This window comes from Streptomyces sp. DSM 118878 (assembly GCF_052936595.1).
Genome location: NZ_CP193622.1, coordinates 5907196 through 5930616 on the forward strand (window position 1 = coordinate 5907196; position 23421 = coordinate 5930616).

Sequence of the window (23421 nt, forward strand, 5' to 3'; positions counted from 1 at the left end):
CTCGTCCATGACGACACCCTGCCCCCATCAGTTAGCGGAGCTGCCGCCATGCCGTCTCAAGACACCCGAATTCTCCTTCAGTGCGCTGTGCCCACAGCTGCCGTCGGCGCGATCGTCGCCGTCGTCAGTGGTGTGGTCGCGGGCGGCAAGGGGGCCATCGGAGCTGTCGTCGGCGCCGCGGTCGTCATCGCTTTCATGGGGCTCGGGATGGTCGTGCTGCAACGGACGGCGAAATCGCTTCCGCACCTGTTCCAGGCGATGGGCATGATGCTCTACGTCGCCCAGCTGTTGCTGCTGCTCATCTTCATGGGGCTGTTCAAGGACACCACGCTCTTCAACCCGCGGGCCTTCGCCGCCGCTCTTGTGGCGGGGACCGTCGTGTGGATGGCCGCTCAGGCCCGTGCGTACATGAAGGCCAAGATCCTTTACGTCGATCCCGACTCCGACAGTGGCTCCTCGAAGAAGGGCAAGCCGGAGAAGTCGGGGTCCTCGACGTGAAGGGTAGGGCCGGGATAAATAGCCGTTCGAGATCCTGCTATCGTCCGGTGCCAACTGCGGCACAGCGGGCGCGGGCATCTGAGCTGACGCCTGCACGATCGCGAGGCTCGATGCCTGAATGCCGCTCACACTTCCGAAACACCAGTCCGGTGCCGACCCGCGGCTGCGCGCCGCGCCGACACGACAACGAGGTTGCCGTACCTATGCGTCACGCCGAAGGAGCCCGCGGTGAGTGCTGACCAAACTGAGCTCGCCTTTGACTGGAGCTGTCGGATCATGTCCGACAACGGCTGTGGCTTCCCGGCTCCGGGCCTGCACTCGTTCCTCTTCAAGCCGATGTTCACCGTCGGCGGGTTCGAGTTCAACAAGGTCATGCTGCTCGCCCTGCTCACCACGCTCGTCGTGGTCAGCTTCTTCTACATCGCGTTCGGCAAGGCCAAGATGGTCCCGGGCAAGCTGCAGATGATGGGCGAAGCCGGCTATGACTTCGTACGCCGTGGAATCGTCTACCAGACGATGGGCAAGAAGGACGGCGAGAAGTACGTCCCGCTCATGGTCTCGCTCTTCTTCTTCATCTGGATCATGAACATCTGGTCCGTGATCCCGCTGAGCCAGTTCCCGGTCTCGTCGGTCATCGCCTACCCGGCGGTGCTCGCGGCGGTCGTCTACCTGGTCTGGGTCCCGCTCACCTTCAAGACACACGGCTTCGCGGGTGGCTGGAAGAACATCACCGGCTACGACAATTCGCTCGGGCCGATCAAGTGGCTCGTATCAGCCATTGAGCTCTTCTCCAATTTGCTCGTCCGGCCGTTCACGCACGCGGTCCGGCTCTTCGCCAACATGTTCGCCGGTCACCTGATGCTGGTGATGTTCACCGTCGCCTCCTGGTACCTGCTGAACAGCTTCTTGATCCCGGCCGCCGGTGTCTCCTTCGTGATGACCATGGCCATGATCGTCTTCGAGCTTTTCGTGCAGGCCGTCCAGGCGTACGTCTTCGTGCTCCTGGCCTGCTCGTACATTCAGGGCGCTCTCGCCAAGCACCACTGAGCCCCTCCGCAGAACCCCCTAAGCGCCCGGTGGCCAACCCCCACCGGTCCATGAAAGAGAAGGAAGTAACGGCATGTCCGCGACTCTCGAACTCGCCGCCGTCACCGGTGACCTCAGCAACCTCGGCTCGGTCGGCTACGGCCTCGCCGCGATCGGCCCCGGTATCGGTGTCGGTATCGTTTTCGGTAAGGGCACCGAGGCCCTGGCCCGTCAGCCCGAAGCTGCCGGCCTGATCCGTGCCAACCAGATCCTTGGTTTCGCCTTCTGTGAGGCGCTCGCCCTCATCGGCATCGTCATGCCGTTCGTCTACAAGTGATCCTCTGAAGACGATCCGTTCCGTTAGACGAAAGGCAATGATGTGATCGCCAACCTGGTTCAGCTGGCGGCCGAGGAAGAGCAGAACCCGCTCATCCCGCCGGGTCCCGAGCTGCTCGTCGGCGCCATCGCCTTCGCCATCGTCTTCTTCTTCTTCTGGAAGAAGCTCCTCCCGAACATCAACAAGGTTCTGGAAGAGCGCCGGGAGGCGATTGAAGGCGGTATCGAGAAGGCCGAAGCCGCTCAGACCGAGGCCCAGAGCGTTCTTGAGCAGTACAAGGCTCAGCTCGCCGAGGCACGGCACGAGGCCGCGCGTCTGCGCCAGGAGGCGCAGGAGCAGGGCGCCACGCTCATCGCCGAGATGCGGGCCGAGGGCCAGCGTCAGCGCGAGGAGATCGTCGCCGCCGGCCACACGCAGATCGAGGCCGACCGCAAGGCCGCCGCGCAGGCGCTGCGACAGGACGTGGGCCAGCTGGCCACCGACCTGGCAGGCAAGCTCGTCGGTGAGTCCCTCGAGGACCACGCCCGGCAGAGCCGCACCATCGACCGCTTCCTCGACGAGCTCGAGGAGAAGGCCGAGGCGGCTCGATGACAGCGCACGGAGCTAGCCGCGAGGCCCTGGCCGCCGCGCGCGAGCGCCTCGACGCGCTGACGGACAACACCGCGGTCGACGCCGAGCGTCTCGCGGACGAGCTGGCCGCGGTCACCGCGCTGTTCGGCCGTGAGGTCTCGCTGCGTCGGGTCCTGACCGATCCGGCGCAGTCCGGTGAGTCCAAGGCCGAGCTGGCAGGGCGCCTGCTGACCGGCCAGGTGGGCGGCGAGACCGCCGACCTGGTGGCCGGCATGGTGCGCTCGCGCTGGTCGCGGTCGCGTGATCTGGTGGACGCCCTCGAGGAGCTCGCCAACCTCGCCGACCTGACCGGTGCGCAGAAGGCCGGCGCGCTGGACAACGTCGAGGACGAGCTCTTCCGGTTCGGCCGGATCGTCGCGTCCAGCACCGGGCTGCGCTCGGCGCTGACCGACCGCGCCGCCTCCGGTACGGCCAAGAGCGAGCTGCTGCGCAGCCTGCTCGGCGGTCGCGCCCAGTCGGTGACGGTGCGGCTCGTCGAGCGCCTGGTGACCGCGCCGCGTGGACGTAGCCTGGAAGAGGGCATCGAGTCCCTCTCCAAGCTGGCAGCGGACCGCCGCAACCGCATGGTCGCCGTCGTCACTTCCGCTGTTCCGCTCTCGGACCCGCAGAAGCAGCGTCTCGGCGCCCTCCTGGCCAAGGTGTACGGACGCCCGATGCACCTGAACCTCGACGTGGACCCCGCGGTCCTCGGCGGGATCACGGTGCAGGTGGGCGACGAGGTCATCAACGGCAGCATCGCGGACCGCATCGAGGAAGCCGGCCGCCGCGTGGCCGGCAAGTAACGCAAACGAAGAGCATGACCTACGGCCCTAGTTGGGCCGTGCAGAGGATTCCTGGGGGCTGACCCCAGACCCCCCAAGAAAACTTCGGGCCCAACAAGGAGAGCAGGGAACCCAGATGGCGGAGCTCACGATCCGGCCGGAGGAGATCCGGGACGCGCTGGAGAACTTTGTCCAGGCGTACAAGCCGGACGCGGCCTCGCGCGAGGAGGTCGGTACGGTCACCGTCGCCGGCGACGGTATTGCCAAGGTCGAGGGCCTCCCCTCGGCGATGGCGAACGAGCTGCTGAAGTTCGAGGACGGAACCCTCGGTCTCGCGCTGAACCTGGAAGAGCGCGAGATCGGCGCCGTCGTCCTCGGCGAGTTCAGCGGTATCGAGGAGGGCCAGCCGGTGCAGCGCACCGGTGAGGTTCTCTCCGTCGCCGTGGGCGAGGGTTACCTCGGCCGCGTCGTCGACCCCCTCGGCACCCCGATCGACGGCCTCGGCGACATCGAGACCAGCGGACGTCGCGCCCTCGAGCTGCAGGCTCCGGGCGTCATGGCCCGTAAGTCGGTGCACGAGCCGATGGAGACCGGCTACAAGGCCGTCGACGCGATGACCCCGATCGGCCGTGGCCAGCGTCAGCTGATCATCGGTGACCGCCAGACGGGCAAGACCGCCCTGGCTGTCGACACGATCATCAACCAGCGCGACAACTGGCGCACCGGCGACGTGAACAAGCAGGTGCGCTGCATCTACGTCGCCATCGGTCAGAAGGGCTCCACCATCGCCTCCGTGCGAGGTGCCCTCGAAGAGGCCGGCGCGCTGGAGTACACGACCATCGTCGCCGCCCCGGCGTCCGACCCGGCGGGCTTCAAGTACCTGGCGCCCTACACCGGTTCGGCCATCGGCCAGCAGTGGATGTACGAGGGCAAGCACGTCCTCATCATCTTCGACGACCTCTCGAAGCAGGCCGACGCCTACCGCGCCGTGTCCCTGCTGCTCCGTCGCCCGCCGGGGCGCGAGGCCTACCCGGGTGACGTCTTCTACCTGCACTCGCGTCTGCTCGAGCGCTGCGCGAAGCTCTCGGACGAGCTGGGCAAGGGCTCGATGACCGGTCTTCCGATCGTCGAGACCAAGGCGAACGACGTGTCGGCGTTCATCCCGACCAACGTCATCTCCATCACCGACGGCCAGTGCTTCCTGGAGTCGGACCTCTTCAACGCCGGTCAGCGCCCCGCGCTGAACGTCGGTATCTCCGTCTCCCGAGTCGGTGGTTCCGCGCAGCACAAGGCGATGAAGCAGGTCTCCGGACGTCTGCGCGTGGACCTCGCCCAGTTCCGTGAGCTGGAGGCGTTCGCCGCCTTCGGTTCCGACCTGGACGCCGCGTCGAAGGCTCAGCTCGAGCGCGGCCAGCGCATGGTCGAGCTGCTCAAGCAGCCGCAGTACGAGCCGATGGCGACCGAGGACCAGGTCGTGTCCGTGTGGGCCGGTACCACCGGTCGCATGGACGAGGTGCCGGTCAACGACATCCGCCGCTTCGAGAAGGAGCTCCTGGAGTACCTGCACCGCAAGGAGCAGGGCCTCATGACCTCCATCAAGGAGGGCGGCAAGATGTCCGACGACACGCTTCAGGCCGTCAGCGACGCCATCGCGGAGTTCAAGAAGCAGTTCGAGACCTCGGACGGGAAGCTTCTCGGCGAGGACGCTCCGGCCGCGGCCAAGTGACGTAAGGAAGGGACCTGACTCATGGGAGCTCAGCTCCGGGTCTACAAGCGTCGCATCCGATCCGTCACCGCGACCAAGAAGATCACCAAGGCGATGGAGATGATCGCCGCCTCGCGCGTCGTCAAGGCGCAGCGCAAGGTGGCGGCCTCCACGCCGTACGCGACCGAGCTCACCCGCGCGGTCACGGCGGTCGGTACTGGCTCGAACACGAAGCACCCGCTGACGACCGAGGCGGAGACGGCGACCCGTTCCGCGGTTCTGCTCCTCACGAGCGACCGCGGTCTGGCCGGCGCCTTCAACTCGAGCGCCATCAAGGCCGCGGAGCAGCTGACCGCGCGCCTTCAGGCCGAGGGCAAGGAGGTCGACACGTACGTCGTCGGCCGCCGCGGTCTGGCTCACTACAACTTCCGCGAGCGCAAGGTCGCGGAGTCGTGGTCGGGCTTCACCGACGAGCCCACGTACGCGGATGCCAAGAAGGTCGCGGCGCCGCTGATCGAGGCGATCGAGAAGGAGACGGCGGAGGGCGGCGTGGATGAACTCCACATCGTCTACACCGAGTTCGTCTCGATGATGACGCAGACGGCCACCGACGGCCGCCTGCTGCCGCTCAGCCTCGAAGAGGTAGCGGAGGAGTCTCCCACCAAGGGCGAGATCCTTCCGCTGTACGACTTCGAGCCGTCGGCGGAGGACGTCCTCGACGCCCTGCTGCCGCGCTACGTCGAGAGCCGTATCTACAACGCGATGCTCCAGTCGGCTGCTTCCAAGCACGCCGCCACGCGCCGCGCGATGAAGTCGGCCACCGACAACGCCGGGGATCTGATCAACAGCCTCTCCCGGCTTGCCAACGCGGCCCGCCAGGCCGAAATCACCCAGGAAATCAGCGAGATCGTCGGCGGCACAGCAGCGCTGGCCGACGCGACCGCGGGGAGTGACAAGTAATGACGACCACTGTTGAGACGGCCGTTGCCACGGGCCGCGTCGCCCGGGTCATCGGCCCGGTCGTCGACGTGGAGTTCCCCGTCGACGCGATGCCGGAGATCTACAACGCCCTGCACGTCCAGGTCGACGACCCGGAGACCGAAGGCGCGCGGAAGACGCTGACCCTCGAGGTCGCCCAGCACCTGGGCGACGGCGTGGTCCGCTCCATCTCGATGCAGCCCACCGACGGCCTGGTCCGCCAGGCGCCCGTCACCAACACCGGCAAGGGCATCTCGGTGCCGGTCGGCGACGTGACCAAGGGCCGTGTGTTCAACACGCTCGGTGAGGTCCTGAACGACGACCCGTCCACGGTCGCCGACGCCGAGCGCTGGACGATCCACCGCAAGGCCCCGGCCTTCGACCAGCTCGAGTCCAAGACCGAGATGTTCGAGACCGGCCTGAAGGTCGTCGACCTTCTCACCCCGTACGTCAAGGGTGGAAAGATCGGTCTGTTCGGTGGTGCCGGTGTCGGCAAGACCGTTCTGATCCAGGAAATGATCGTCCGTGTGGCCAAGCTGCACGACGGTGTCTCCGTCTTCGCCGGTGTCGGCGAGCGCACCCGTGAGGGCAACGACCTCATGGTCGAGATGGAGGAGGCCGGCGTTCTCGACAAGACCGCGCTGGTCTTCGGCCAGATGGACGAGCCGCCGGGCACGCGTCTGCGCGTCGCCCTGGCCGGTCTGACCATGGCGGAGTACTTCCGCGATGTGCAGAAGCAGGACGTGCTGTTCTTCATCGACAACATCTTCCGCTTCACGCAGGCCGGTTCCGAGGTCTCGACCCTGCTCGGCCGCATGCCCTCCGCGGTGGGTTACCAGCCGAACCTGGCCGACGAGATGGGTCTCCTCCAGGAGCGCATCACGTCGACCCGTGGTCACTCGATCACCTCGATGCAGGCGATCTACGTCCCCGCGGACGACCTGACCGACCCGGCCCCGGCCACCACCTTCGCCCACCTCGACGCGACGACGGTTCTCTCCCGTCCGATCTCGGAGAAGGGCATCTACCCGGCCGTGGACCCGCTGGACTCCACGTCCCGCATCCTGGACCCGCGCTACATCGCGCAGGACCACTACGACGCCGCCATGCGCGTCAAGACGATCCTGCAGAAGTACAAGGACCTCCAGGACATCATCGCGATCCTCGGTATCGACGAGCTCGGCGAAGAGGACAAGCTCGTCGTCGCCCGTGCCCGTCGCGTGGAGCGCTTCCTGTCCCAGAACACCCACGCCGCCAAGCAGTTCACCGGTGTGGACGGTTCGGACGTGTCCCTCGACGAGTCGATCGCGGCCTTCAACGCGATCTGCGACGGCGAGTACGACCACTTCCCGGAGCAGGCATTCTTCATGTGCGGTGGTCTTGAGGACCTCAAGAAGAACGCCAAGGAGCTCGGCGTCTCCTGAGCCGGCTGCTCCGATGGAGAGGGGCGGGGAGCACCCCGCGCAGGGGTGGTGTCCCGCCCCTCTCCGCACGCCCACTAGAATTTGACCCAACACCCGGCGAAGCCGCCGGGTGGTGACCCGAGGAGCCACCCTTGGCTGCTGAGCTGCATGTCGAGCTGGTCGCGGCGGACCGCAGTGTCTGGTCCGGTGAGGCGACCCTGGTCGTCGCGCGCACCACGTCCGGCGACATCGGCGTCATGCCCGGTCACCAGCCGCTGCTCGGTGTGCTGGAGTCGGGCCCTGTGACCATTCGTACGAGCGACGGCTCCACGGTCGTCGCCGCCGTCCACGGAGGATTCATCTCCTTCGCGGACGACAAGCTGTCGCTGCTGGCCGAGATCGCGGAGCTGTCCGACGAGATCGACGTCCAGCGTGCGGAGCGGGCGCTGGAGCGCGCGAAGGGCGAGGCCGACGCCTCGGCCGAGCGGCGCGCCGACGTCCGACTGCGTGCGGTGGCGGCGCGCTGACCCCAGCGCGCGGCGTAACGTGACTCAGCCGCGGCCAGGTCCGGGAACATCCCGGACCGGGTCGCGGCTGAGGCAATGCGGGTGCAATGTCGGTCCGTTTTCGAAGAGGCGAGGAGGTCGGTGCCGATGATCCTCACTCTGCTCGTGTGCGGACTTGCTGTGATCGCGCTGGTTTTGGTGGGGCTCTTCGTCTTCGGGCTGCGGCGCCGGCTGATCCAGCGCTCCGGCGGCACCTTCGACTGCAGCCTGCGCTGGGACGCCCCCGAGAAGGGCGACACCTCCGGCAAGGGCTGGGGCTACGGCGTGGCCCGCTACAACGGTGACCGCGTCGAGTGGTACCGCGTCTTCTCCTACGCCCCCCGGCCCCGCCGCGTCCTGGAGCGCTCGGCCATCGAGGTCGTCGACCGCCGGGCCCCCGACGGCGAGGAAGAGCTCGCGCTGCTCTCCGACGCCATAGTCCTCGGCTGCCTCCACCGCGGGGTGCGCCTGGAGCTGGCGATGAGCGAGGACGCCCTGACGGGGTTCCTGGCGTGGCTTGAGGCGGCGCCGCCCGGCCAGCGGGTGAACGTGGCGTAGTTCCTCCGGCACGTACGCAGAAGCCGGGAAGACAGGGGGCGATCCCGTCTTCCCGGCTTCGTTCGTGGGGCGGTCCCGAGTTACTTCAGACCGTCGTTGATCGCGTTCACCAGCTCACCGTTGCTGGTGTCACCGCTGAACTCCCAGAAGAAGGCACCGCCGAGCTTCTGGTCCTTGGCCCAGGTCATCTTGGACTTGATGGTCGTCGGGGTGTCGTAGGACCACCAGTTCGTGCCGCAGTGCGCGTACGCGGTCCCGGCGACCGTCCCGTTCGCGGGGCAGCTGTTCTTGAGGACCTTGTAGTCCTCGATCCCTGCCTCGTACGTCCCGGGCGCCGCGCCGGTCGCCGTGCCGCCCGGCTCCTTCTGGGTGACGCCGGTCCAGCCGCGGCCGTAGAAGCCGATGCCGAGCAGCAGCTTCTCCGAGGGCACGCCCTTGGCCTTGAGCTTGGAGATCGCGGCGGCGGAGTTGAAGCCGTCCTGCGGGATGCCGGCGTAGGACGTCAGCGGGGAGTGCGGGGCCGTCGGGCCCTTGGCAGCCCAGGCGCCGAAGAAGTCGTACGTCATGACGTTGTACCAGTCGGAGTACTGCGCCGCGCCGCCGTAGTCGGCGGAGTCGATCTTGCCGCCGCTGGAGCCGTCCGCGGTGATGGCGGCGGTGACCAGGCTCTTGGAGCCGAACTCGGACCGGAAGGCCTGCATCATGTTCTTGAAGACGGCCGGACCCGAGGTGTCACAGGACAGACCGCAGGCGTTGGGGTACTCCCAGTCCAGGTCGATGCCGTCGAAGACGTCGGCCCAGCGCGGGTCCTCGACCAGGTCGTGGCAGGACTTGGCGAAGGCCGCCGGGTTCTTCATGGCGTCGGTGAAGCCGCCGGACCAGGTCCAGCCGCCGAAGGACCAGAGGATCTTGATGTCCGGGTACTTGGCCTTCAGCTTGCGGAGCTGGTTGAAGTTGCCGCGCAGGGGCTGGTCCCAGGTGTCGGCGACGCCGTCGACGCTCTGGTCGGCGGTGTACGCCTTGTCGGTCGCCGCGTAGGCGTCGCCCATGGTGCACTTGCCGCCCTGGACGTTGCCGAAGCTGTAGTTGATGTGCGTGATCTTCCCGGCGGAGCCGGAGGACGCGATGTTCTTCGCGTGGTAGTTCCGGCCGTAGACGCCCCACTCGGTGAAGTAGCCGAGCTTGACCTTGTCGCCGGGCTCGGGACCGGGACCGCCGCCGCCGGTGGTGCGGACCTTGACGGCTTCGCTCGCCGGGCCCGTCTGGTCGGCGGTGTCGCGGGCCTGCACGCTGTACGAGTAGTCGGTGCCGGCGGTGAGGTCCTTGTCGGTGTACGAGGTGCCGGTCACCGTGGAGACCTTGGCGCCGTCCCGCAGGACGTCGTAGTTCTTGACGCCCTTGTCGTCGGTGGCGGCGCTCCAGTCGAGCTTCACCGAGGTGTCGGTGATGCCGGAGGCCTTCGGGGTGCCGGGCGCGGTGGGCGGCTTGTCGCCGGGGACGCTGCCGCCGTCACAGCTGTTGCCGTTGAGCGTGCACTCGCTGGGGGAGCCGGAGCCGGTGCCGTTGAACCCGAAGGAGACGGAGGCGCCGGGGGCGAGCGTCCCGTTCCAGCCGAGGTTCTTGCCCGTCCAGCGGGCGCCGGAGTTGGTGACGGTGGCGTCCCAGGCGGAGGTCACCTTGGTGTCCGAGGGGAAGTCCCACTGGACGTTCCAGGAGCTGAGCGTGGTGGTGCCGGTGTTCTTGATGGTCCACTTGCCCTCGAAGCCGCTGCCCCAGTCCTGGGTCTTGGCGTACGTGGCGGTGGCCTCGGCGGCGGCATCGGGGGCAGCCTCGGCGGAGCCGCCGAGCGCGACGAGGGTGGCGAGCGGGAGCAGGAGCGTGGTCATCGCGGCCACGGCTCTGTGTCTGCGCCTGAGTCTTGGGCGTGCGTCGGTCTGTGTGAAGCGCACGAGGTGCTCCTCGGGTGAGTTCCGGGGGTCATAGGGGTAGATCCCTGCGCCGCCCGTGAGCACGTGGAACACGTGGGGGAGTGCTCACCGCAGTGCGGTGAGAATAGAAAGGTCTGGACCATCGGTCAAGAGGTCTGAACCAATGGCCGGATCGCGCCGGTCAGGCGTGATACGGGTGTGATGCGCGTGTTGATCCGGCCCTCCCGCCGGCGCGAATCAGACGCCCAACTCCTGCGCGAGCACGGCCGCTTGCACCCTGCTGCGCAGGCCGAGCTTGCCGAGCAGCCGGCTGACATGGGTCTTCACCGTGGCCTCCGCCATGGAGAGACGGCCCGCGATCTCCGCGTTCGACAGGCCCCCGCCGATGCAGGCGAAGACCTCGCGCTCGCGGCGCGTGAGGCTCTCCAGGATCGCGGGGTCCGGCGCGTTCCCGCCGCGCATGGCCCTGGCAGGGGCGGCGAACTCGGCGATCAGGCGGCGTGTGACGGCGGGGGCGATCAGGCCCTCACCGCGCGCCACCGTGCGGACGCCCTCGATGAGGTCCTTCGCCTCGGTGTTCTTCAGCATGAACCCGCTGGCGCCCGCGCGCAGCGCCCCGAAGACGTACTCGTCGAGGTCGAAGGTGGTCAGGACGAGGACGTCCGCGAGCCCTTCGGCGACGACCTGCCGCGTCGCCGCGACCCCGTCCATGCGCGGCATCTGCACGTCCATCAGGACGAGGTCGGGGCGGAGCTCGCGGGCGAGGGCCACCGCCTGCTCGCCGTCCCCCGCCTCGCCGACCACCTCGATGTCGAGTGCGCTGCGCAGGATCAGGACGAGGCCCGCGCGTACGGCTGACTGGTCTTCGGCGACAAGCACCCGGATCATTCCTCGGCTCCTTCGTCTGCGGGGTCGACGGGCAGGGTCGCGGAGACGATCCAGACCTTGCCGTCAGGGCTGTTCTCGGGGCCCGACTCAAAGGCGCCGCCGAGCAGTTCGGTGCGCTCGCGCATGCCGACGAGTCCGGATCCGGAGCCGGGGGCGCGCGGTCCGGACGGATCACCGTACGGGCTGCTCACGCGGACCTTCAGGGCGCGGGGCTCCTGGACGATGCTCACGGTGACCCGGCCGGGCGAGGCGTGCTTGAGGGCGTTCGTCAGGGACTCCTGGACGATGCGGTACGCGGCGAGCCCGACCGGCGCGGGCAGCTTCGGGTCCCGCGAGGTGGGGGCGTCGTCGAACGTGACGTCGAGGCCGTTGGTGCGGGCGCCCGTGACCAGGGCGGCGAGTCCGTCGAGGGTGGGCGCGACGGCCGGTTCCAGGTCACCGCTGTCGTCGCGCAGGATGCCGATGAGGCGGCGCATCTCGGCCAGGCCCTCGACGCTGTTCTCCCGGATCACGACGAGCGCGTCCGTGCTCGTCCTCGGGTCGTCGAGGGAGAGCGCGGCCGTGGAGTGGATGGCGATCGCCGAGAGGTGGTTGGCGACCATGTCGTGCAGCTCGCGGGCCATCCTCGCGCGCTCGGCCGTGACGGCCTGGACGCGGTCCATCTCGGAGAGCAGCGCCGTCTGTTCGGCCCGCAGCCTCGCCGCCTCCGCGGCCTCGCGGTGGTTGCGCACCAGGACGCCCGTGGTGGCGGGGGCGAAGGAGATCGCCCCGGTGACGACGCCGAGCAGGATGGCCTCGGGGCCCCTGAACCAGGCGAGCAGGCCGACGGTCACCGCCACGGTGGTCAGGGCCGTGGTCACCGGGATGCGGCGTGCGGCGGCGGGCGTGCCGTACACGACGGCCGCGTACACGATGTCCGTGAACATCACGATCGAGGCGAGGTTGCCCTCGGTGAACTGGTCGGCGACCAGGGCGAGCGTGCCGACGGAGAGAGCGACCCGCGGGGCCGTCCTGCGCACCAGCTCCAGGCAGGCGAGGACGGCCAGCGGGATGAGCGCCCAGGCGCCGCTGAAGTGCCTGCCCGGCTGTGCGTGCAGCCCGAGCGCCCACAGCGCGAGCCCGCTGAGCAGGCTGACCGTGGCGATCCAGACGTCGACGCGGTGCGGGCGGGCGAGGGACAGGGCCATGCCCCCATCCAACACGGTGGGGCCGGGCCGTTGCCTGGTCCTGGGGGAGGAGCCCGGCCGGTGGCGACTACATCGAACTGGGTACGGCGCTGGTTGCGGACGCCCCATGGCCAGGGCCGGGGCCGCCGCTACATCGAAGGATGCAGCCCGGCTTCGTCACTGACGACGACGACCGGCGGCTCGCGGGACGGCAGCCTTGAAGGGTGAACGAGGAAGAGACCATGAGGAGCAAGCCGTGATCGTCACACTGATCATCATCTGCGAGGTGGGCTTCTGGGTGCTGCTCGCCGCGGGCCTCGCGCTGCGCTACTGGGCGAAGATGCCGCGTGCGAGTGTCGCCGTGCTGCTGTGTGAGCCGCTCCTGGAAGTGCTGCTGTTCGTGGCCACCGCGATCGACCTGAGAAACGGGGCGGAGCCGGACTGGAAGCATGGGCTCGCCGCCGTCTACATCGGCTACTCCGTCGCGCTCGGGCACTACACGGTCAAGTGGGTCGACGTCCGCGTCGCCCACCGCTTCGCCGGCGGACCCGCCCCCGTGAAACCCAAGTACGGCACCCCCCGCGCCATCCACGAGTGGAAGAACGCCGCGCGCTGGGTGCTCGCCGCGCTGATCGCCATCGCGCTGCTCCAGGGCGCGGCCTGGTACGTGGGCGACGACGGCGACACCGGGTCGCTCCAGGTGTGGCAGCAGCGGATGCTGTGGCTGATCAGCATCAACGTCGCCATCGCCGTCGGGTACACCCTCTTCCCGAAGAAGGCTCCCGCGACGCCGCCCACCGAACGCCGCGAGGACCTCTTCAGCAAGCGTTAGGCCCTACCGCTCGCCTCCCGGCACCCACAGCACGTCGCCGACCGCCTTGTTGGCCGTGCGCGCCAGGATGAACAGGAGGTCGGAGAGGCGGTTGAGGTAGGTGGCCGTCAGGGGGTTGATGCTGCCGTTGTCCGCGCTGGTCCCATGGACCTCGATGGCCGCCCACGTCGAGCGCTCGGCCCGCCGCACCACCGTGCACGCCTGGTGCAGCAGGGCCGCGCCCGGCGTGCCGCCCGGGAGGATGAAGCTGCGCAGCTTCTCCAGCTCCTCCAGGAAGCGGTCGCAGTCCTCCTCCAGCTTGTCGACGTAGGACTGCTCGACGCGCAGCGGCGGGTACTTCGGGTCCTCGACGACCGGCGTCGACAGGTCGGCGCCCACGTCGAACAGGTCGTTCTGGACCCGTACGAGGACCTTCACGACCTCCGCGTCGAGCTGTCCGAGCGCGATCGCCGTGCCGATGGCCGCGTTGGCCTCGTTGGCGTCGGCGTACGCGGAGATCCGCAGATCGGTCTTGGCGGTCCGGCTCATGTCCCCGAGGGCGGTCGTGCCCTGGTCGCCGGTCCTGGTGTAGATGCGCGTCAGATTGACCATGCGTCCGAGCGTAGTCAGGCACCGGCCCGCTTGAAGACCCGTGTGCCCACCGTCACGGAGAACAGCACGAAGGCGACGGCCATCAGGACCCCGTACAGCATGGTGGCGGTCGCGTACTCGCCCACGTACGCCGCCCGCACCGCGTCGACCAGGTAGCGGAACGGCATGAAGTGCGACAGGACGTCCAGCCAGGCCGGCGCGAGCGCCATCGGCAGCATCAGTCCGGAGAGCAGCATCGCGGGCATGCTCACCGCGTTCACGGCGGGCCCGAACTCCTGCGGCTTGCCGACCTTCATGGCGAGCGCGTACGAGAGCGAGGCGAGCCCCGCGGTCAGGAGCGCCACGAACGCGAACCCGATGAGGACGCCGGCGAGGGGCGCCCTGAGCCCCATCACCAGCGCGGCGAGCACGAGCAGCACCGCCTGGAAGACGAAGAGCGCGGCGTCGCGCAGGATGCGGCCGAGCAGCAGCGCGAGGCGGCTGACGGGCGTCACCCGCATCCGCTCCACCACGCCGAACTGCTTCTCGATGATGAGCGCGAAGCCGCTGAACGTCGCCCCGAAGAGGCCCAGTTGCAGCAGCAGCCCCGGGACGAGCACCTGCCAGGAATCTCCCCGTGAGCCGAGCGGCAGACCGGTGAGCAGGGGCCCGAAGAAGAGCAGGTAGAGCAGGGGCGTCAGGACGCCGAAGAGGATCTGGAACTTGGAGCGCAGGGTCTGCCGGGCGTACCGCCCGAAGATCAGCGCGGTGTCGGAGAGCAGGGCGGGCATGGGGGTCCTCATCAAGGGTCCAGGGTCGGACAGGGGGGCGGGCGTCCGGGGTCAGACGGCGACCGGCGCCTGTTCCTCGGGGGCGAGGTCGCGGCCGGTGATGGCGAGGAAGGTGTCCTGGAGCGTGGCGTCGATCGAGCCGCCGTACCGCAGTTTGAGCGCGCTCGGCGTGCCGTCGGCGACCACGACGCCCCGGTCCACGACGACCAGGCGGTCGGAGAGCGCGTCGGCCTCGTCGAGGTAGTGCGTGGTGAGGAAGACCGTCGTGCCGTACTCGTCGCGCAGCCGCCGCACCAGCGTCCACAGGTCGGCCCGGCTGCCCGGGTCGAGACCGGTGGTCGGCTCGTCGAGGAAGAGCACCTCGGGTCGGTGCGTGAGCCCCATCGCGATGTCCAGGCGCCGCCGCTGGCCGCCGGAGAGCGCCGCGCAGGGCCGCTCCATCAGCGCGGTCAGGCCGAGGTCGCGCGCCAGCTCCTCGGCGCGGGCCTCGGCGCGCGCCCTGGGCAGGCGGTACAGGCGCCCCTGGGTGATCAGTTCCTCGCGTACGGAGACGCTGAGGTCGACGCCGCCGGACTGGGCGACGTAACCGATCCGGCCGCGCACGCCCGCCGGGTCCCGAGTCAGGTCGTGGCCCGCCACGGTGGCGGTGCCGCCGGTGGGCGGGAGGAGCGTGGTCAGCATGCGCAGCGTGGTGGTCTTGCCCGCGCCGTTCGGCCCGAGGAAGCCGAGGATCTCGCCCGCCTCCACGCTCAGGTCGATGCCGCGGACGGCCTCGACGGGACCGCCCTTGGTCCGGAAGGTCCGGGCGAGCCCGGACGTGCTGATGATTGCCATGGCCCCACAAAAACAGAGTCCCTTAAATTTTGCAACGTCACCAATTTTTCATGCTCAGCAAAGTTCCAGGGCGACCAGCGACGCATACGATGACCGCATGACCGAAGGGCTCAGGGAGCGCAAGAAGCGGCAGACCAAGCAGCGGATCTCCGACATCGCCACGGGGCTCTTCCTGGAGCGCGGCTTCGGCGCGGTGACCGTCGCGGAGATCGCGGACGCGGCGGACGTCTCCGTCAACACGGTGTACAACTACTTCCCCGCCAAGGAGGACCTCTTCCTCGACCGGGGCGAGGCCGTCGTCGACCGGCTCTCCGGGTACGTGCGGGGGCGCAGGGGCGGGGAGTCGGCGGCCACCGCCGTCCTGCGCGAGCTGCGCTCGGACGTGGAGAGCGTCTCGCCCTCCATCGGCCTCTTCGCGGGATGGGCCGACTTCATGAAGGTCATCACCGACGCGCACCCCCTGCGCTCCCGGCTCTGGGAGATCCAGCAGCAGGCGCTGGCCCGGCTCACCGGGACGCTCGCCGAGGAGACCGGCGCCGCCCCCGGTGACCCGCTGCCCGGCCTGGTCGCCGGTCAGCTCTCCTGGCTCCACGCCACGCTCATGGCGTGGATCGGCGACGAGATGGTCGAGCGCCGCGACGTCGCCGAAGTGTCGCGCGAGGCCCTCTGCCTGCTGGACGAGATGGAGGATCTCCTCGGCGAGAAGGTCCTCAACTACGCGACCCGGCCCGCCGGATGACCCGTACTCCCGCGTGACGCGGCGCACAGCGCGGCCCGTACCAGTGTGATGTCCGTCATTTGAGACGTGACGCGCATCTCTTCACGGCCACAGGTGCGCCCCCGACCGCTAATGTCCGCCGCAGAGGCATGCGTAAGCCGCGTGTAAGCCAAGCGTGATAAGCGGTAGGGGAGTCGGAACAGTGGCACGGAAGCTCGCCGTCATCGGAGCCGGACTCATGGGGTCCGGTATCGCTCAGGTCTCCGCCCAGGCGGGCTGGGACGTCGTCCTGCGCGACGTCACCGATGAGGCCCTGACCCGTGGCACCGACGGGATCAAGGCGTCGTACGACAAGTTCGTGGGCAAGGGCAAGCTCGCCGCCGAAGACGCCGAGGCCGCGCTCGGGCGCATCACGACCACCACCGACCTGGACGCCGTCGCCGACGCGGACATCGTCGTCGAGGCCGTGTTCGAGAAGCTCGACGTCAAGCACGAGATCTTCCGCACCCTCGACAAGCTCGTGCGCGACGACGCCGTCCTCGCCTCCAACACCTCCGCCATCCCGATCACCAAGATCGCGGCCGTGACGGACCGCCCGGAGCGCGTCGTCGGCGCCCACTTCTTCTCGCCGGTCCCGATGATGCAGCTCTGCGAGCTCGTGCGCGGTTACAAGACCAGCGACGAAACCCTCGCCCGCACCCGCGAGTTCGCCGAGTCCGTCGGCAAGACCTGCATCGTCGTCAACCGCGACGTCGCCGGCTTCGTGACGACCCGTCTGATCTCCGCGCTCGTCGTCGAGGCCGCCAAGCTGTACGAGTCGGGCGTCGCCAGCGCCGAGGACATCGACATCGCCTGCAAGCTCGGCTTCGGCCACGCCATGGGGCCGCTCGCCACCGCCGACCTCACCGGCGTGGACATCCTGCTCCACGCCACGGACAACATCTACACGGAGTCCCAGGACGAGAAGTTCGCCCCACCGGAGCTGATGCGCCGGATGGTGGACGCCGGTGACATCGGCCGCAAGAGCGGGCAGGGCTTCTACAAGCACTGAACCAGCACTGACGTACGCCGTCTGACGCCCCGTCTGACCTTTCCATGGCCTCAGGGTCACCCCTCGGAGTGAATTCGGTATCGGTTCGCTTACGGACGGCAACTTCCTGGCCCAAGCGGCAGTCAGTTGCTGTGACATACGCAGATCGCCGCAAGGATCAGCAGACGCCTACGGACCATCCGTCACAGCAGACGCAGCACTCTGCACACAGCACTCTCGGGGAGCGCATATGCACATCAGGGGCGACCAGGCCCAGCTGGTCGTCGGGGGACGCCTCGACGTACGCAGCGCGGCGGACGCCCGTACGGTCCTGCACTCGGCCGTCGACGACGGCGCCGGCGACCTCGTGCTCGACCTGTCCGAACTCGACTCGTGGGACGCCACGGGACTCGGCGTCATCATGGGCGCGCACCGCCGCGCCGGACGGTGCGGACGCAGGCTCGTCCTGCGCCACGTGCCGCCGCAGATGCAGCGCCTGCTCGTCGCGACGAGGCTCCACCGCATTCTCGCGATCGAGGGCGGCATCGGCGTCGAATCGCTCCCCAGGGCCTGAAGCACGCATTCCTCATGAGACTGTGACGTCTCGGACGGGGCGGTACCCCGCTCTCTCGTAGATACTGGACGAAGGTCTAGGGTTCGGTCGCCCACCGATATACGAACCCGCGCGGGGGCACCGGACCAGAAGCGACAGCGCAGTGTGCACGAAGGCCGGAGGGGGCTCTGCACATCACGCATCTGGGGGGCTGGGACCATGGACCCGATGAACCGGGAACCCGAAGAGTACGGCCACGGGCAAGGTGGCGACGACCACGACGGCTCGGCGCGAGCGCAGCGTCCACGCGATCCTCTGACTCCGGACTTCGGCCAGCAGGCACCCGCCCAGGCCCGCACCGTACAACTGGTGTCCGGAGACTTCCTGCTGACCGTCAACCCCGTCGACGGCAGCGAGATCGAGCCCTGCCCGCCCGGGGAGCGGCCGGGCACACCCGCCAAGCGCACCGCCGGCGAACGTGCCGAGCTGCGCCGCGCCGCCGTGCCGCCCGTGCCGCCGGGACCCGCGCTCCCCAGGCTGCCGCTCCTGGAGCGCCAGGAAGAGCGTGAGCGCCTCGTACGGCTGCTCGCACGCGGCAGGTCGGTACGGCTCACCGGGCCCGCCGGATCGGGACGCACGGCGCTGCTCAACGCCGTCGCCGACGACTGCGCCGATCTCGCGCCCGACGGCGTGGTCCGGCTCTCCGGCTGCCGCAGGACGCCGGGCGAACTGCTCCAGGACCTCTTCGCGGCCGTCTACGACGCACCCTCGCAGCGGCCCGACCACGCCTCGCTGCTCGAACTCGTCAACGGCATCGGTGCCGTCGTCGTCCTCGACGACCTGGAGTTCGGCGGCGCGGGCCTCGACGAGGTGCTCGACGCGACGCCCGAGTGCGCCTTCCTCATCGCCACGACGCCCGACGTCGCCGCCCCGTCCACCGACTCCCACCTCGAAGAGGTCTTCCTCGGCGGACTCGGCCGCGGCGGCAGCCTCGAACTCCTGGAGCGCGTCGTCGGCCGCGTCCTCGACGACGAGGAGGCCGGCTGGGCGGGCGACCTGTGGTTCGAGTCCGAGGGCCTGCCGCTGCGCTTCGTCCAGGCGGGCGCCCTGCTCCGCCAGCGCGACCAGCTCCGCGCCGACCCGCACGCCTTCGAGGACAACGGATACGTCGCGGACGCCCCGGTCGACGCGCCCTTCGACGCCGACGACGCCGAGGTCCCGCTGCCCTCCCTCGCCGACGGCGCCGCGCCCGCGGCCCTGCTCGCCTCCCGGCTGAGCCCGTCGGCCCGCGCCACCCTGGAGTTCGCCGTCGCGCTCGGCGGTGAACTGCCGCACCAGGCACACCTGCCGGCCCTGGTCGGCGACACCCACGCCGACGCCGCCCTCGCCGAGCTGGTCGGCTGCGCCCTGGTCACCGCGGTGGGCGCGCACTACCGCCTCGCCCCCGGCGTGCGCACGCAGCTGGAGAGCGCCGGATACGCCGACGACAGCGCAGGCCGGGCCCGCGCGGCCGCCCAGCACTACGCCTGGTGGGCCGGGCACCCCTCGGTCGCCCCCGGGCGGGTGGCCGCCGAGGCGGACGCGGTCCTCGCGGCGCTCGCCGCGCTGGTCACCGCGGAGAGCGGCACCGCGGTCCTGCTGGCCCGCACCGCGGCGCCCGCCTTCGCCGGGGGACTCGCCTGGGGCGCCTGGGAACGCGCCCTGCGGTCCGGCCAGGAGGCGGCGCGCAACGCCGGGGAGGTCGCCGAGGAGGCGTACTTCCACCACGAGCTGGGCATCCTCGCGCTCTGCGGCGGACGGCTCGACCGGGCGCGCGCCGAGCTGGAGGCGTCCATCGGGCTGCGCGGCGCCCTCGCCGACAAGCGCGGCATGATCTCCGGACGCCGCGCCCTCGCCCTGGTCGCCGACCGCTCGGGCGGCGCACTGCCCGGCGGGCGCACCGCCGCGGGGGAAGAGGTCCCCGACGCGCGCTACGAGGAGTCGGCGTCGCCGCCCGGCGGCGTCCCCGCGGCCTTCGCGCCGCCGGTGCCGCCCGCGGTGCCGTCCGCGGAGCCGGACACCCTGGTGAGCAGCAGGGTCACGCCGGTCGTCGTGCCCGCCAGGGCGCCGAGCCGCCGCTCCATCCTCAGCGGCACCCGGCGCAACCTCGTCGCCGCGGGCGCGGGAGCCCTGCTCGTCGCCGTCCTCGGCACGGTCGTCACGCTGGGCGCCACGTCCGACGACGACCCCAGCGACCGGGTCACGACGGAGCAGTCCGCCACGGAGGACCAGGGCGACGGCGGCCTGACCGCCGACAAGCCGCAGGAGGACTCCACCAGCCGCCCCGGCTCGGGCGATGACAGCGCCGCCGGCACGTCCGACGACCCGACGCCGAGCGGCGAGCCGTCGGCCGACCCGAGCGACAGCGGTGAGCCGTCCGGCGAGCCCTCGGACGAGCCGAGCGACAAGCCGACGACGAAGCCGCCCACGACGAAGCCTCCGACGACCAAACCCCCGACGACGAAGCCGCCCACGACGAAGCCTCCGACGACGAAGCCGCCCACCTCCCAGCCCCCGACGTCGCAGCCGCCGACGAGCGACTCCCCGCCCACCTCGCCCGACGGCTCCGACTCGGCGAGCCGGCCGACGGGCTCACCGGCGACGAGAAGCGCCGTCGACCCCACCGGTGGGTCGACGGCGCCAGGGACGCTGTAGGGCCGTTCAGAACAGCCGCAGCTTGTCGTCCTCGATGCCGCGCATCGCGTTGTAGTCGAGGACGGCACAGCCGATGCCGCGGTCCGTGGCGAGGACGCGGGCCTGCGGCTTGATCTCCTGGGCGGCGAAGATGCCCCGGACCGGCGCGAGGTGCGGGTCGCGGTTCAACAGCTCCAGGTAGCGGGTCAGTTGCTCGACGCCGTCGATCTCGCCGCGGCGCTTGATCTCGACGGCGACGGTCTGCCCGTCGGCGTCGCGGCAGAGGATGTCGACCGGGCCGATCGCCGTCATGTACTCGCGACGGATGAGCGAGAAACCATCGCCCAGTGTCTCGATGCGGTCGGCGAGCAGCTCCTGGAGGTGCGCTTCCACGCCGTCCTTGATGAGGCCGGGGTCCACGCCGAGTTCGTGCGAGGAGTCGTGGAGGATTTCCTCCATCGTGATGATGAGCTTCTCGCCCGCCTTGTTCACGACGGTCCACACACCGGCGTCGTCCCCTGATCCCTCCTTCAGCGTGCAGGGCGGAGACATCCAGTTCAGGGGCTTGTAGGCCCTGTCGTCCGCGTGGATCGAGACGCTGCCGTCCGCCTTCACGAGGATCAGACGGGGGGCCGACGGGAGGTGGGCGGTGAGCCGGCCCGCGTAGTCCACGGAGCATCGGGCAATGACGAGACGCATGGGGCGCAACGCTACTCGACTCGGGGTGGTGCACGCGATTCGCCCTCGGCCGCGGGCGGTCGACGAGCGCCCGTACCACTTGTCCGGCGATGGCCCTGTTCGATCCTGGCCGGTTATGCGTCCAATCTCCTGGTGCGGCGCCCGACCGGTGCCTACCGTAGAAGCGGGAGGTCGCCATCCGCGCACGCTGCGTATGCGGACTCCGTCCCTGTCCGTGGGCCCCCGCTCCCCGGGGGTGTGAGAGGAGAACCCATGTCGCTCGACGTCTCACCGGCACTGTTGGAACAGGCCGAGCGAGGCGAGGTCGACGAAGCAGCATTCGTCGACTGCGTCCGGACCTCCCTGCCTTACGCATGGGAGATGATCAGCTCCCTGGTGGCTCAGCTGAAGGTCGACGGCGGAGAGTTCGCCGACAACCAGACGCCGCCGCCGGACGAGCAGGCACGTGGGCAGCTGCTGCGCGCGCTCGCGAGTGACGCGATTCGCGGCGCGCTACAGCGGCACTTCGGAGTACGTCTGGCGTTCCAGAACTGTCACCGTGTAGCGGTCTTCCCGCTGGACTCGGCGGTGGATGACCGGCTCGCCCGATTCACCTCGATCCGGGGTCAGCTGCTCAACCAGTCACCCGAACTCCGGGACTGCTGACGTTTGTTGCTGCCGCTCCGTACGCGGGAGGTGTGACGGTCCGGAGCGGCAGTTCCCGTCTCAGCCGAGCTGTGGCAGCACCTCGGCCCCCAGCCTTCGGACGTTCTCCTCCGTGGTCGCGAGATCGCCCGAGCCCTCGACGAGCAGCGCGAAGCGTGTGATGCCCGTCCGCTCCGAGGTGGCGGCGATGCGGTCGGCGCACACCTGCGGGGTGCCCACGGGGTGGAGCCCGCAGAGCATTTCGGTGTAGGCCAGCGGGTCCCGCATGGCGCGCTTGCGGCCGTCCACCGTGACATGCGCCTCCAGGCCCTGCTTGAGCCAGCCCGGCATCGCTTTCTGTAACGTCTCCACGGCCTCCGGGCGGTGGTCCGCGATCTGCACGACACCCGCGGAGACGTGGCACGCCGCGGCCGGCACGTCCGGGGGGTGCCCGGCTGCACGTGCGTGCCGGTTCCACAAGGCCACCATTTCGGCCTTCTCGTCGTCGCCCACGTGCATGCCGAGCAGCATCGGCAGTCCGCGCCGCGCGGCGAGCCGCACGCTGGACGGCGAGGTGCAGGCGACGATCACTTCGGGGCCGCTCGGACCCTGGCCGTTGAGGGCCTCCTGCGGCCTGGGCACGACGTCGACCTCGCGGAAGGGGAACCGCTCGTCGCGGCTCCCGACCCGGGGCTCGCGCAGCCACCGGAGCAGCAGGTCGAGCGAGTCGGGGAACCCCTTCTCGTACGCCCCGAGGCCCGCTCCGAAGACCTCCAGGTCCACCCAGGGGCCGCCGCGGCCGACGCCGAGCGAGAACCTGCCGCCGGACGTGATGTGCAGCAGCGCGGCCTGTTCGCCGAGTGCCACCGGGTGGACGGTCGGCAGCACGCTGACGGCGGTGCCGATACGGAGCCGTCGCGTACGCCCCAGCAGCAGTGCCGCCAGGGTCGTCGCCGACGGACAGGTGCCGTACGGAACGAAATGGTGTTCGGCGAGCCATACCGAGTCGAGCCCCGCCTCCTCGGCCACCTCCGCGGACCGCACCGCCCGGTGCAGCGCCTCCCCCTGCCCCTGTCCGGGGAACTGGGCGGCCAGAACAAAACTACCTACACGCATCGAACTCCTGCCTCCTTGACGCCGACGCAGGCACTCCCCCTACCGGGCAACAACGCGTGACACGTGCCAAAGGCACGGCTTGGCGAGAAGATTGTTGGATTTTCCGTGCAGCGTGTGTCCGTGCGGTGCGCGAAGGCCCGCGCGCCGGTGGCGGGCGGGTACCCAGGGGTCCGGCGCGTAGGCTTGTGCACCCCTGATCGCCGTACAGCCGTGAGGTGTCACGTGTCCCCGCGTCGTAATCGCCCCAAGGGCGCCGGAGAGCCGAGGGCGTCCGCGGGCGCGGAGCCGTCGGGCCGCTACGGCGGCTTCCAGAGCTCCGAGAGCTGGCAGGGCGACGAGTGGAGCGTGCGGCACGTCGCGGGCACGAGCACGGCGGGCAAGCGGTACCGCTGCCCCGGCTGCGACCAGGAGATCCCCGCGAGCCTGCCGCACGTGGTGGCCTGGCCCGAGTACTCCGGCGTGGACGAGCGCAGACACTGGCACAAGGCGTGCTGGAACGCGAAGGACCGCCGCACCACGCGGGTGCAGCGGTCCCGTAACGCGCCGAGGTACTAGCTT

General features: G+C 69.7%; 25 protein-coding genes. 17 read left to right on the forward strand and 8 right to left on the reverse strand.

Annotated elements, in window-relative coordinates; genetic code table 11:
• Positions 1 to 48: 48 nt before the first annotated feature.
• The 10 genes from ACRAKF_RS26375 to ACRAKF_RS26420 all read left to right on the forward strand — a co-directional run bounded on the left by ACRAKF_RS26375 (position 49) and on the right by ACRAKF_RS26420 (position 8441).
• Entirely contained in the window at positions 49 to 498 is a 450-nt protein-coding gene (locus ACRAKF_RS26375; protein WP_447040025.1) for a hypothetical protein, read from the forward strand.
• 276 nt (positions 499 to 774) lie between these two features.
• Positions 775 to 1545, forward strand: coding sequence for a F0F1 ATP synthase subunit A (gene atpB / locus ACRAKF_RS26380; RefSeq protein ID WP_447042186.1), 771 nt, complete (start codon positions 775 to 777; stop codon positions 1543 to 1545).
• A gap of 73 nt (positions 1546 to 1618) precedes the next feature.
• Positions 1619 to 1861, forward strand: a complete 243-nt coding sequence (gene atpE / locus ACRAKF_RS26385; protein WP_447040026.1) for an ATP synthase F0 subunit C — start codon at positions 1619 to 1621, stop codon at positions 1859 to 1861.
• A 42-nt stretch (positions 1862 to 1903) separates the two neighbouring features.
• Positions 1904 to 2452, forward strand: coding sequence for a F0F1 ATP synthase subunit B (locus tag ACRAKF_RS26390; protein WP_447040027.1), 549 nt, complete (start codon positions 1904 to 1906; stop codon positions 2450 to 2452).
• Complete coding sequence (locus ACRAKF_RS26395) at positions 2449 to 3273, forward strand: F0F1 ATP synthase subunit delta (RefSeq protein ID WP_447040028.1); 825 nt, start codon at positions 2449 to 2451, stop codon at positions 3271 to 3273. Before ACRAKF_RS26390 ends, ACRAKF_RS26395 begins: the two co-directional genes overlap by 4 nt.
• A 115-nt stretch (positions 3274 to 3388) precedes the next feature.
• A complete protein-coding gene (gene atpA / locus ACRAKF_RS26400; protein WP_447040029.1) occupies positions 3389 to 4978 on the forward strand; it encodes a F0F1 ATP synthase subunit alpha in 1590 nt (529 codons plus the stop codon).
• Between the two features lie 21 nt (positions 4979 to 4999).
• The gene (locus ACRAKF_RS26405; RefSeq protein ID WP_447040030.1) at positions 5000 to 5917 is read left to right on the forward strand and encodes a F0F1 ATP synthase subunit gamma; all 918 of its coding nucleotides are present in this window, start codon (positions 5000 to 5002) and stop codon (positions 5915 to 5917) included.
• Complete coding sequence (gene atpD / locus ACRAKF_RS26410; RefSeq protein WP_447040031.1) at positions 5917 to 7359, forward strand: F0F1 ATP synthase subunit beta; 1443 nt, start codon at positions 5917 to 5919, stop codon at positions 7357 to 7359. The genes ACRAKF_RS26405 and atpD overlap by 1 nt, the downstream gene beginning before the upstream one ends.
• A 131-nt stretch (positions 7360 to 7490) precedes the next feature.
• Positions 7491 to 7865 (forward strand): F0F1 ATP synthase subunit epsilon, encoded by a 375-nt coding sequence (locus ACRAKF_RS26415; protein ID WP_363253620.1) that lies wholly within the window; start codon positions 7491 to 7493, stop codon positions 7863 to 7865.
• Between the two features lie 126 nt (positions 7866 to 7991).
• On the forward strand, positions 7992 to 8441 hold the full coding sequence (locus ACRAKF_RS26420) for a DUF2550 domain-containing protein (protein WP_447040032.1): 450 nt from the start codon (positions 7992 to 7994) through the stop codon (positions 8439 to 8441).
• 80 nt (positions 8442 to 8521) lie between these two features.
• On the opposite strand, the gene ACRAKF_RS26425 is transcribed toward ACRAKF_RS26420, so the two are convergent.
• From ACRAKF_RS26425 to ACRAKF_RS26435, 3 genes are all read right to left on the reverse strand, one after another.
• Entirely contained in the window at positions 8522 to 10327 is a 1806-nt protein-coding gene (locus ACRAKF_RS26425; RefSeq protein WP_447042188.1) for a glycosyl hydrolase family 18 protein, read from the reverse strand.
• Positions 10328 to 10606: 279 nt separating this feature from the next.
• Entirely contained in the window at positions 10607 to 11257 is a 651-nt protein-coding gene (locus ACRAKF_RS26430; protein ID WP_447040033.1) for a response regulator, read from the reverse strand.
• The gene (locus tag ACRAKF_RS26435; RefSeq protein WP_447040034.1) at positions 11254 to 12444 is read right to left on the reverse strand and encodes a sensor histidine kinase; all 1191 of its coding nucleotides are present in this window, start codon (positions 12442 to 12444) and stop codon (positions 11254 to 11256) included. Before ACRAKF_RS26435 ends, ACRAKF_RS26430 begins: the two co-directional genes overlap by 4 nt.
• A gap of 235 nt (positions 12445 to 12679) precedes the next feature.
• On the opposite strand from ACRAKF_RS26435, the gene ACRAKF_RS26440 reads away from it, so the two are divergent.
• Positions 12680 to 13255: a hypothetical protein gene (locus ACRAKF_RS26440; RefSeq protein WP_447040035.1), complete on the forward strand. Its 576-nt coding sequence runs from the start codon at positions 12680 to 12682 to the stop codon at positions 13253 to 13255.
• Between the two features lie 3 nt (positions 13256 to 13258).
• On the opposite strand, the gene ACRAKF_RS26445 is transcribed toward ACRAKF_RS26440, so the two are convergent.
• Genes ACRAKF_RS26445 through ACRAKF_RS26455 form a run of 3 tightly spaced genes read right to left on the reverse strand, consistent with a single transcriptional unit; the run spans position 13259 to position 15450 of the window.
• A complete protein-coding gene (locus tag ACRAKF_RS26445; RefSeq protein WP_447040036.1) occupies positions 13259 to 13846 on the reverse strand; it encodes a cob(I)yrinic acid a,c-diamide adenosyltransferase in 588 nt (195 codons plus the stop codon).
• A gap of 14 nt (positions 13847 to 13860) precedes the next feature.
• Positions 13861 to 14616: an ABC transporter permease gene (locus ACRAKF_RS26450; protein WP_447042190.1), complete on the reverse strand. Its 756-nt coding sequence runs from the start codon at positions 14614 to 14616 to the stop codon at positions 13861 to 13863.
• Positions 14617 to 14667: 51 nt separating this feature from the next.
• The gene (locus tag ACRAKF_RS26455; RefSeq protein ID WP_447040037.1) at positions 14668 to 15450 is read right to left on the reverse strand and encodes an ABC transporter ATP-binding protein; all 783 of its coding nucleotides are present in this window, start codon (positions 15448 to 15450) and stop codon (positions 14668 to 14670) included.
• A gap of 97 nt (positions 15451 to 15547) precedes the next feature.
• Here ACRAKF_RS26455 and ACRAKF_RS26460 point away from each other — a divergent pair, with 97 nt between their 5' ends.
• From ACRAKF_RS26460 to ACRAKF_RS26475, 4 genes are all read left to right on the forward strand, one after another.
• Complete coding sequence (locus tag ACRAKF_RS26460; RefSeq protein ID WP_447040038.1) at positions 15548 to 16189, forward strand: TetR/AcrR family transcriptional regulator; 642 nt, start codon at positions 15548 to 15550, stop codon at positions 16187 to 16189.
• A 181-nt stretch (positions 16190 to 16370) separates the two neighbouring features.
• A complete protein-coding gene (locus tag ACRAKF_RS26465) occupies positions 16371 to 17219 on the forward strand; it encodes a 3-hydroxyacyl-CoA dehydrogenase family protein (RefSeq protein WP_447040039.1) in 849 nt (282 codons plus the stop codon).
• Between the two features lie 229 nt (positions 17220 to 17448).
• Positions 17449 to 17772: an STAS domain-containing protein gene (locus tag ACRAKF_RS26470; RefSeq protein ID WP_030792181.1), complete on the forward strand. Its 324-nt coding sequence runs from the start codon at positions 17449 to 17451 to the stop codon at positions 17770 to 17772.
• A gap of 198 nt (positions 17773 to 17970) precedes the next feature.
• A complete protein-coding gene (locus ACRAKF_RS26475) occupies positions 17971 to 20445 on the forward strand; it encodes an ATP-binding protein (protein WP_447040040.1) in 2475 nt (824 codons plus the stop codon).
• Between the two features lie 6 nt (positions 20446 to 20451).
• On the opposite strand, the gene nucS is transcribed toward ACRAKF_RS26475, so the two are convergent.
• On the reverse strand, positions 20452 to 21123 hold the full coding sequence (gene nucS / locus ACRAKF_RS26480; protein ID WP_447040041.1) for an endonuclease NucS: 672 nt from the start codon (positions 21121 to 21123) through the stop codon (positions 20452 to 20454).
• A gap of 252 nt (positions 21124 to 21375) precedes the next feature.
• Between nucS and ACRAKF_RS26485 the strand changes: the two genes are divergently transcribed.
• Positions 21376 to 21768, forward strand: coding sequence for an SCO5389 family protein (locus ACRAKF_RS26485; RefSeq protein ID WP_447040042.1), 393 nt, complete (start codon positions 21376 to 21378; stop codon positions 21766 to 21768).
• A 60-nt stretch (positions 21769 to 21828) separates the two neighbouring features.
• Here the strand turns inward: ACRAKF_RS26485 and ACRAKF_RS26490 are convergent, their stop codons facing one another.
• Positions 21829 to 22863, reverse strand: coding sequence for an LLM class flavin-dependent oxidoreductase (locus ACRAKF_RS26490; protein WP_447040043.1), 1035 nt, complete (start codon positions 22861 to 22863; stop codon positions 21829 to 21831).
• A gap of 222 nt (positions 22864 to 23085) precedes the next feature.
• Between ACRAKF_RS26490 and ACRAKF_RS26495 the strand changes: the two genes are divergently transcribed.
• On the forward strand, positions 23086 to 23418 hold the full coding sequence (locus ACRAKF_RS26495) for an ATP/GTP-binding protein (RefSeq protein ID WP_447040044.1): 333 nt from the start codon (positions 23086 to 23088) through the stop codon (positions 23416 to 23418).
• The last annotated feature ends 3 nt before the right edge of the window (positions 23419 to 23421 follow it).

What these genes read in the sequence shown, in the direction of transcription:
- ACRAKF_RS26420 (WP_447040032.1), top strand. Translation starts at nt 7,992, where the DNA reads ATGATCCTCACTCTGCTCGTGTGCGGACTTGCTGTGATCGCGCTGGTT.
- ACRAKF_RS26405 (WP_447040030.1), top strand. Translation starts at nt 5,000, where the DNA reads ATGGGAGCTCAGCTCCGGGTCTACAAGCGTCGCATCCGATCCGTCACC.
- ACRAKF_RS26450 (WP_447042190.1), bottom strand. Translation starts at nt 14,616, where the DNA reads ATGCCCGCCCTGCTCTCCGACACCGCGCTGATCTTCGGGCGGTACGCC.
- atpE (WP_447040026.1), top strand. Translation starts at nt 1,619, where the DNA reads ATGTCCGCGACTCTCGAACTCGCCGCCGTCACCGGTGACCTCAGCAAC.
- atpB (WP_447042186.1), top strand. Translation starts at nt 775, where the DNA reads ATGTCCGACAACGGCTGTGGCTTCCCGGCTCCGGGCCTGCACTCGTTC.
- ACRAKF_RS26395 (WP_447040028.1), top strand. Translation starts at nt 2,449, where the DNA reads ATGACAGCGCACGGAGCTAGCCGCGAGGCCCTGGCCGCCGCGCGCGAG.
- ACRAKF_RS26455 (WP_447040037.1), bottom strand. Translation starts at nt 15,450, where the DNA reads ATGGCAATCATCAGCACGTCCGGGCTCGCCCGGACCTTCCGGACCAAG.
- ACRAKF_RS26485 (WP_447040042.1), top strand. Translation starts at nt 21,376, where the DNA reads ATGTCGCTCGACGTCTCACCGGCACTGTTGGAACAGGCCGAGCGAGGC.
- ACRAKF_RS26430 (WP_447040033.1), bottom strand. Translation starts at nt 11,257, where the DNA reads ATGATCCGGGTGCTTGTCGCCGAAGACCAGTCAGCCGTACGCGCGGGC.
- nucS (WP_447040041.1), bottom strand. Translation starts at nt 21,123, where the DNA reads ATGCGTCTCGTCATTGCCCGATGCTCCGTGGACTACGCGGGCCGGCTC.
- ACRAKF_RS26475 (WP_447040040.1), top strand. Translation starts at nt 17,971, where the DNA reads ATGGACCCGATGAACCGGGAACCCGAAGAGTACGGCCACGGGCAAGGT.
- ACRAKF_RS26460 (WP_447040038.1), top strand. Translation starts at nt 15,548, where the DNA reads ATGACCGAAGGGCTCAGGGAGCGCAAGAAGCGGCAGACCAAGCAGCGG.
- ACRAKF_RS26470 (WP_030792181.1), top strand. Translation starts at nt 17,449, where the DNA reads ATGCACATCAGGGGCGACCAGGCCCAGCTGGTCGTCGGGGGACGCCTC.
- atpA (WP_447040029.1), top strand. Translation starts at nt 3,389, where the DNA reads ATGGCGGAGCTCACGATCCGGCCGGAGGAGATCCGGGACGCGCTGGAG.
- ACRAKF_RS26490 (WP_447040043.1), bottom strand. Translation starts at nt 22,863, where the DNA reads ATGCGTGTAGGTAGTTTTGTTCTGGCCGCCCAGTTCCCCGGACAGGGG.
- ACRAKF_RS26445 (WP_447040036.1), bottom strand. Translation starts at nt 13,846, where the DNA reads ATGGTCAATCTGACGCGCATCTACACCAGGACCGGCGACCAGGGCACG.
- ACRAKF_RS26375 (WP_447040025.1), top strand. Translation starts at nt 49, where the DNA reads ATGCCGTCTCAAGACACCCGAATTCTCCTTCAGTGCGCTGTGCCCACA.
- ACRAKF_RS26425 (WP_447042188.1), bottom strand. Translation starts at nt 10,327, where the DNA reads ATGACCACGCTCCTGCTCCCGCTCGCCACCCTCGTCGCGCTCGGCGGC.
- atpD (WP_447040031.1), top strand. Translation starts at nt 5,917, where the DNA reads ATGACGACCACTGTTGAGACGGCCGTTGCCACGGGCCGCGTCGCCCGG.
- ACRAKF_RS26435 (WP_447040034.1), bottom strand. Translation starts at nt 12,444, where the DNA reads ATGGCCCTGTCCCTCGCCCGCCCGCACCGCGTCGACGTCTGGATCGCC.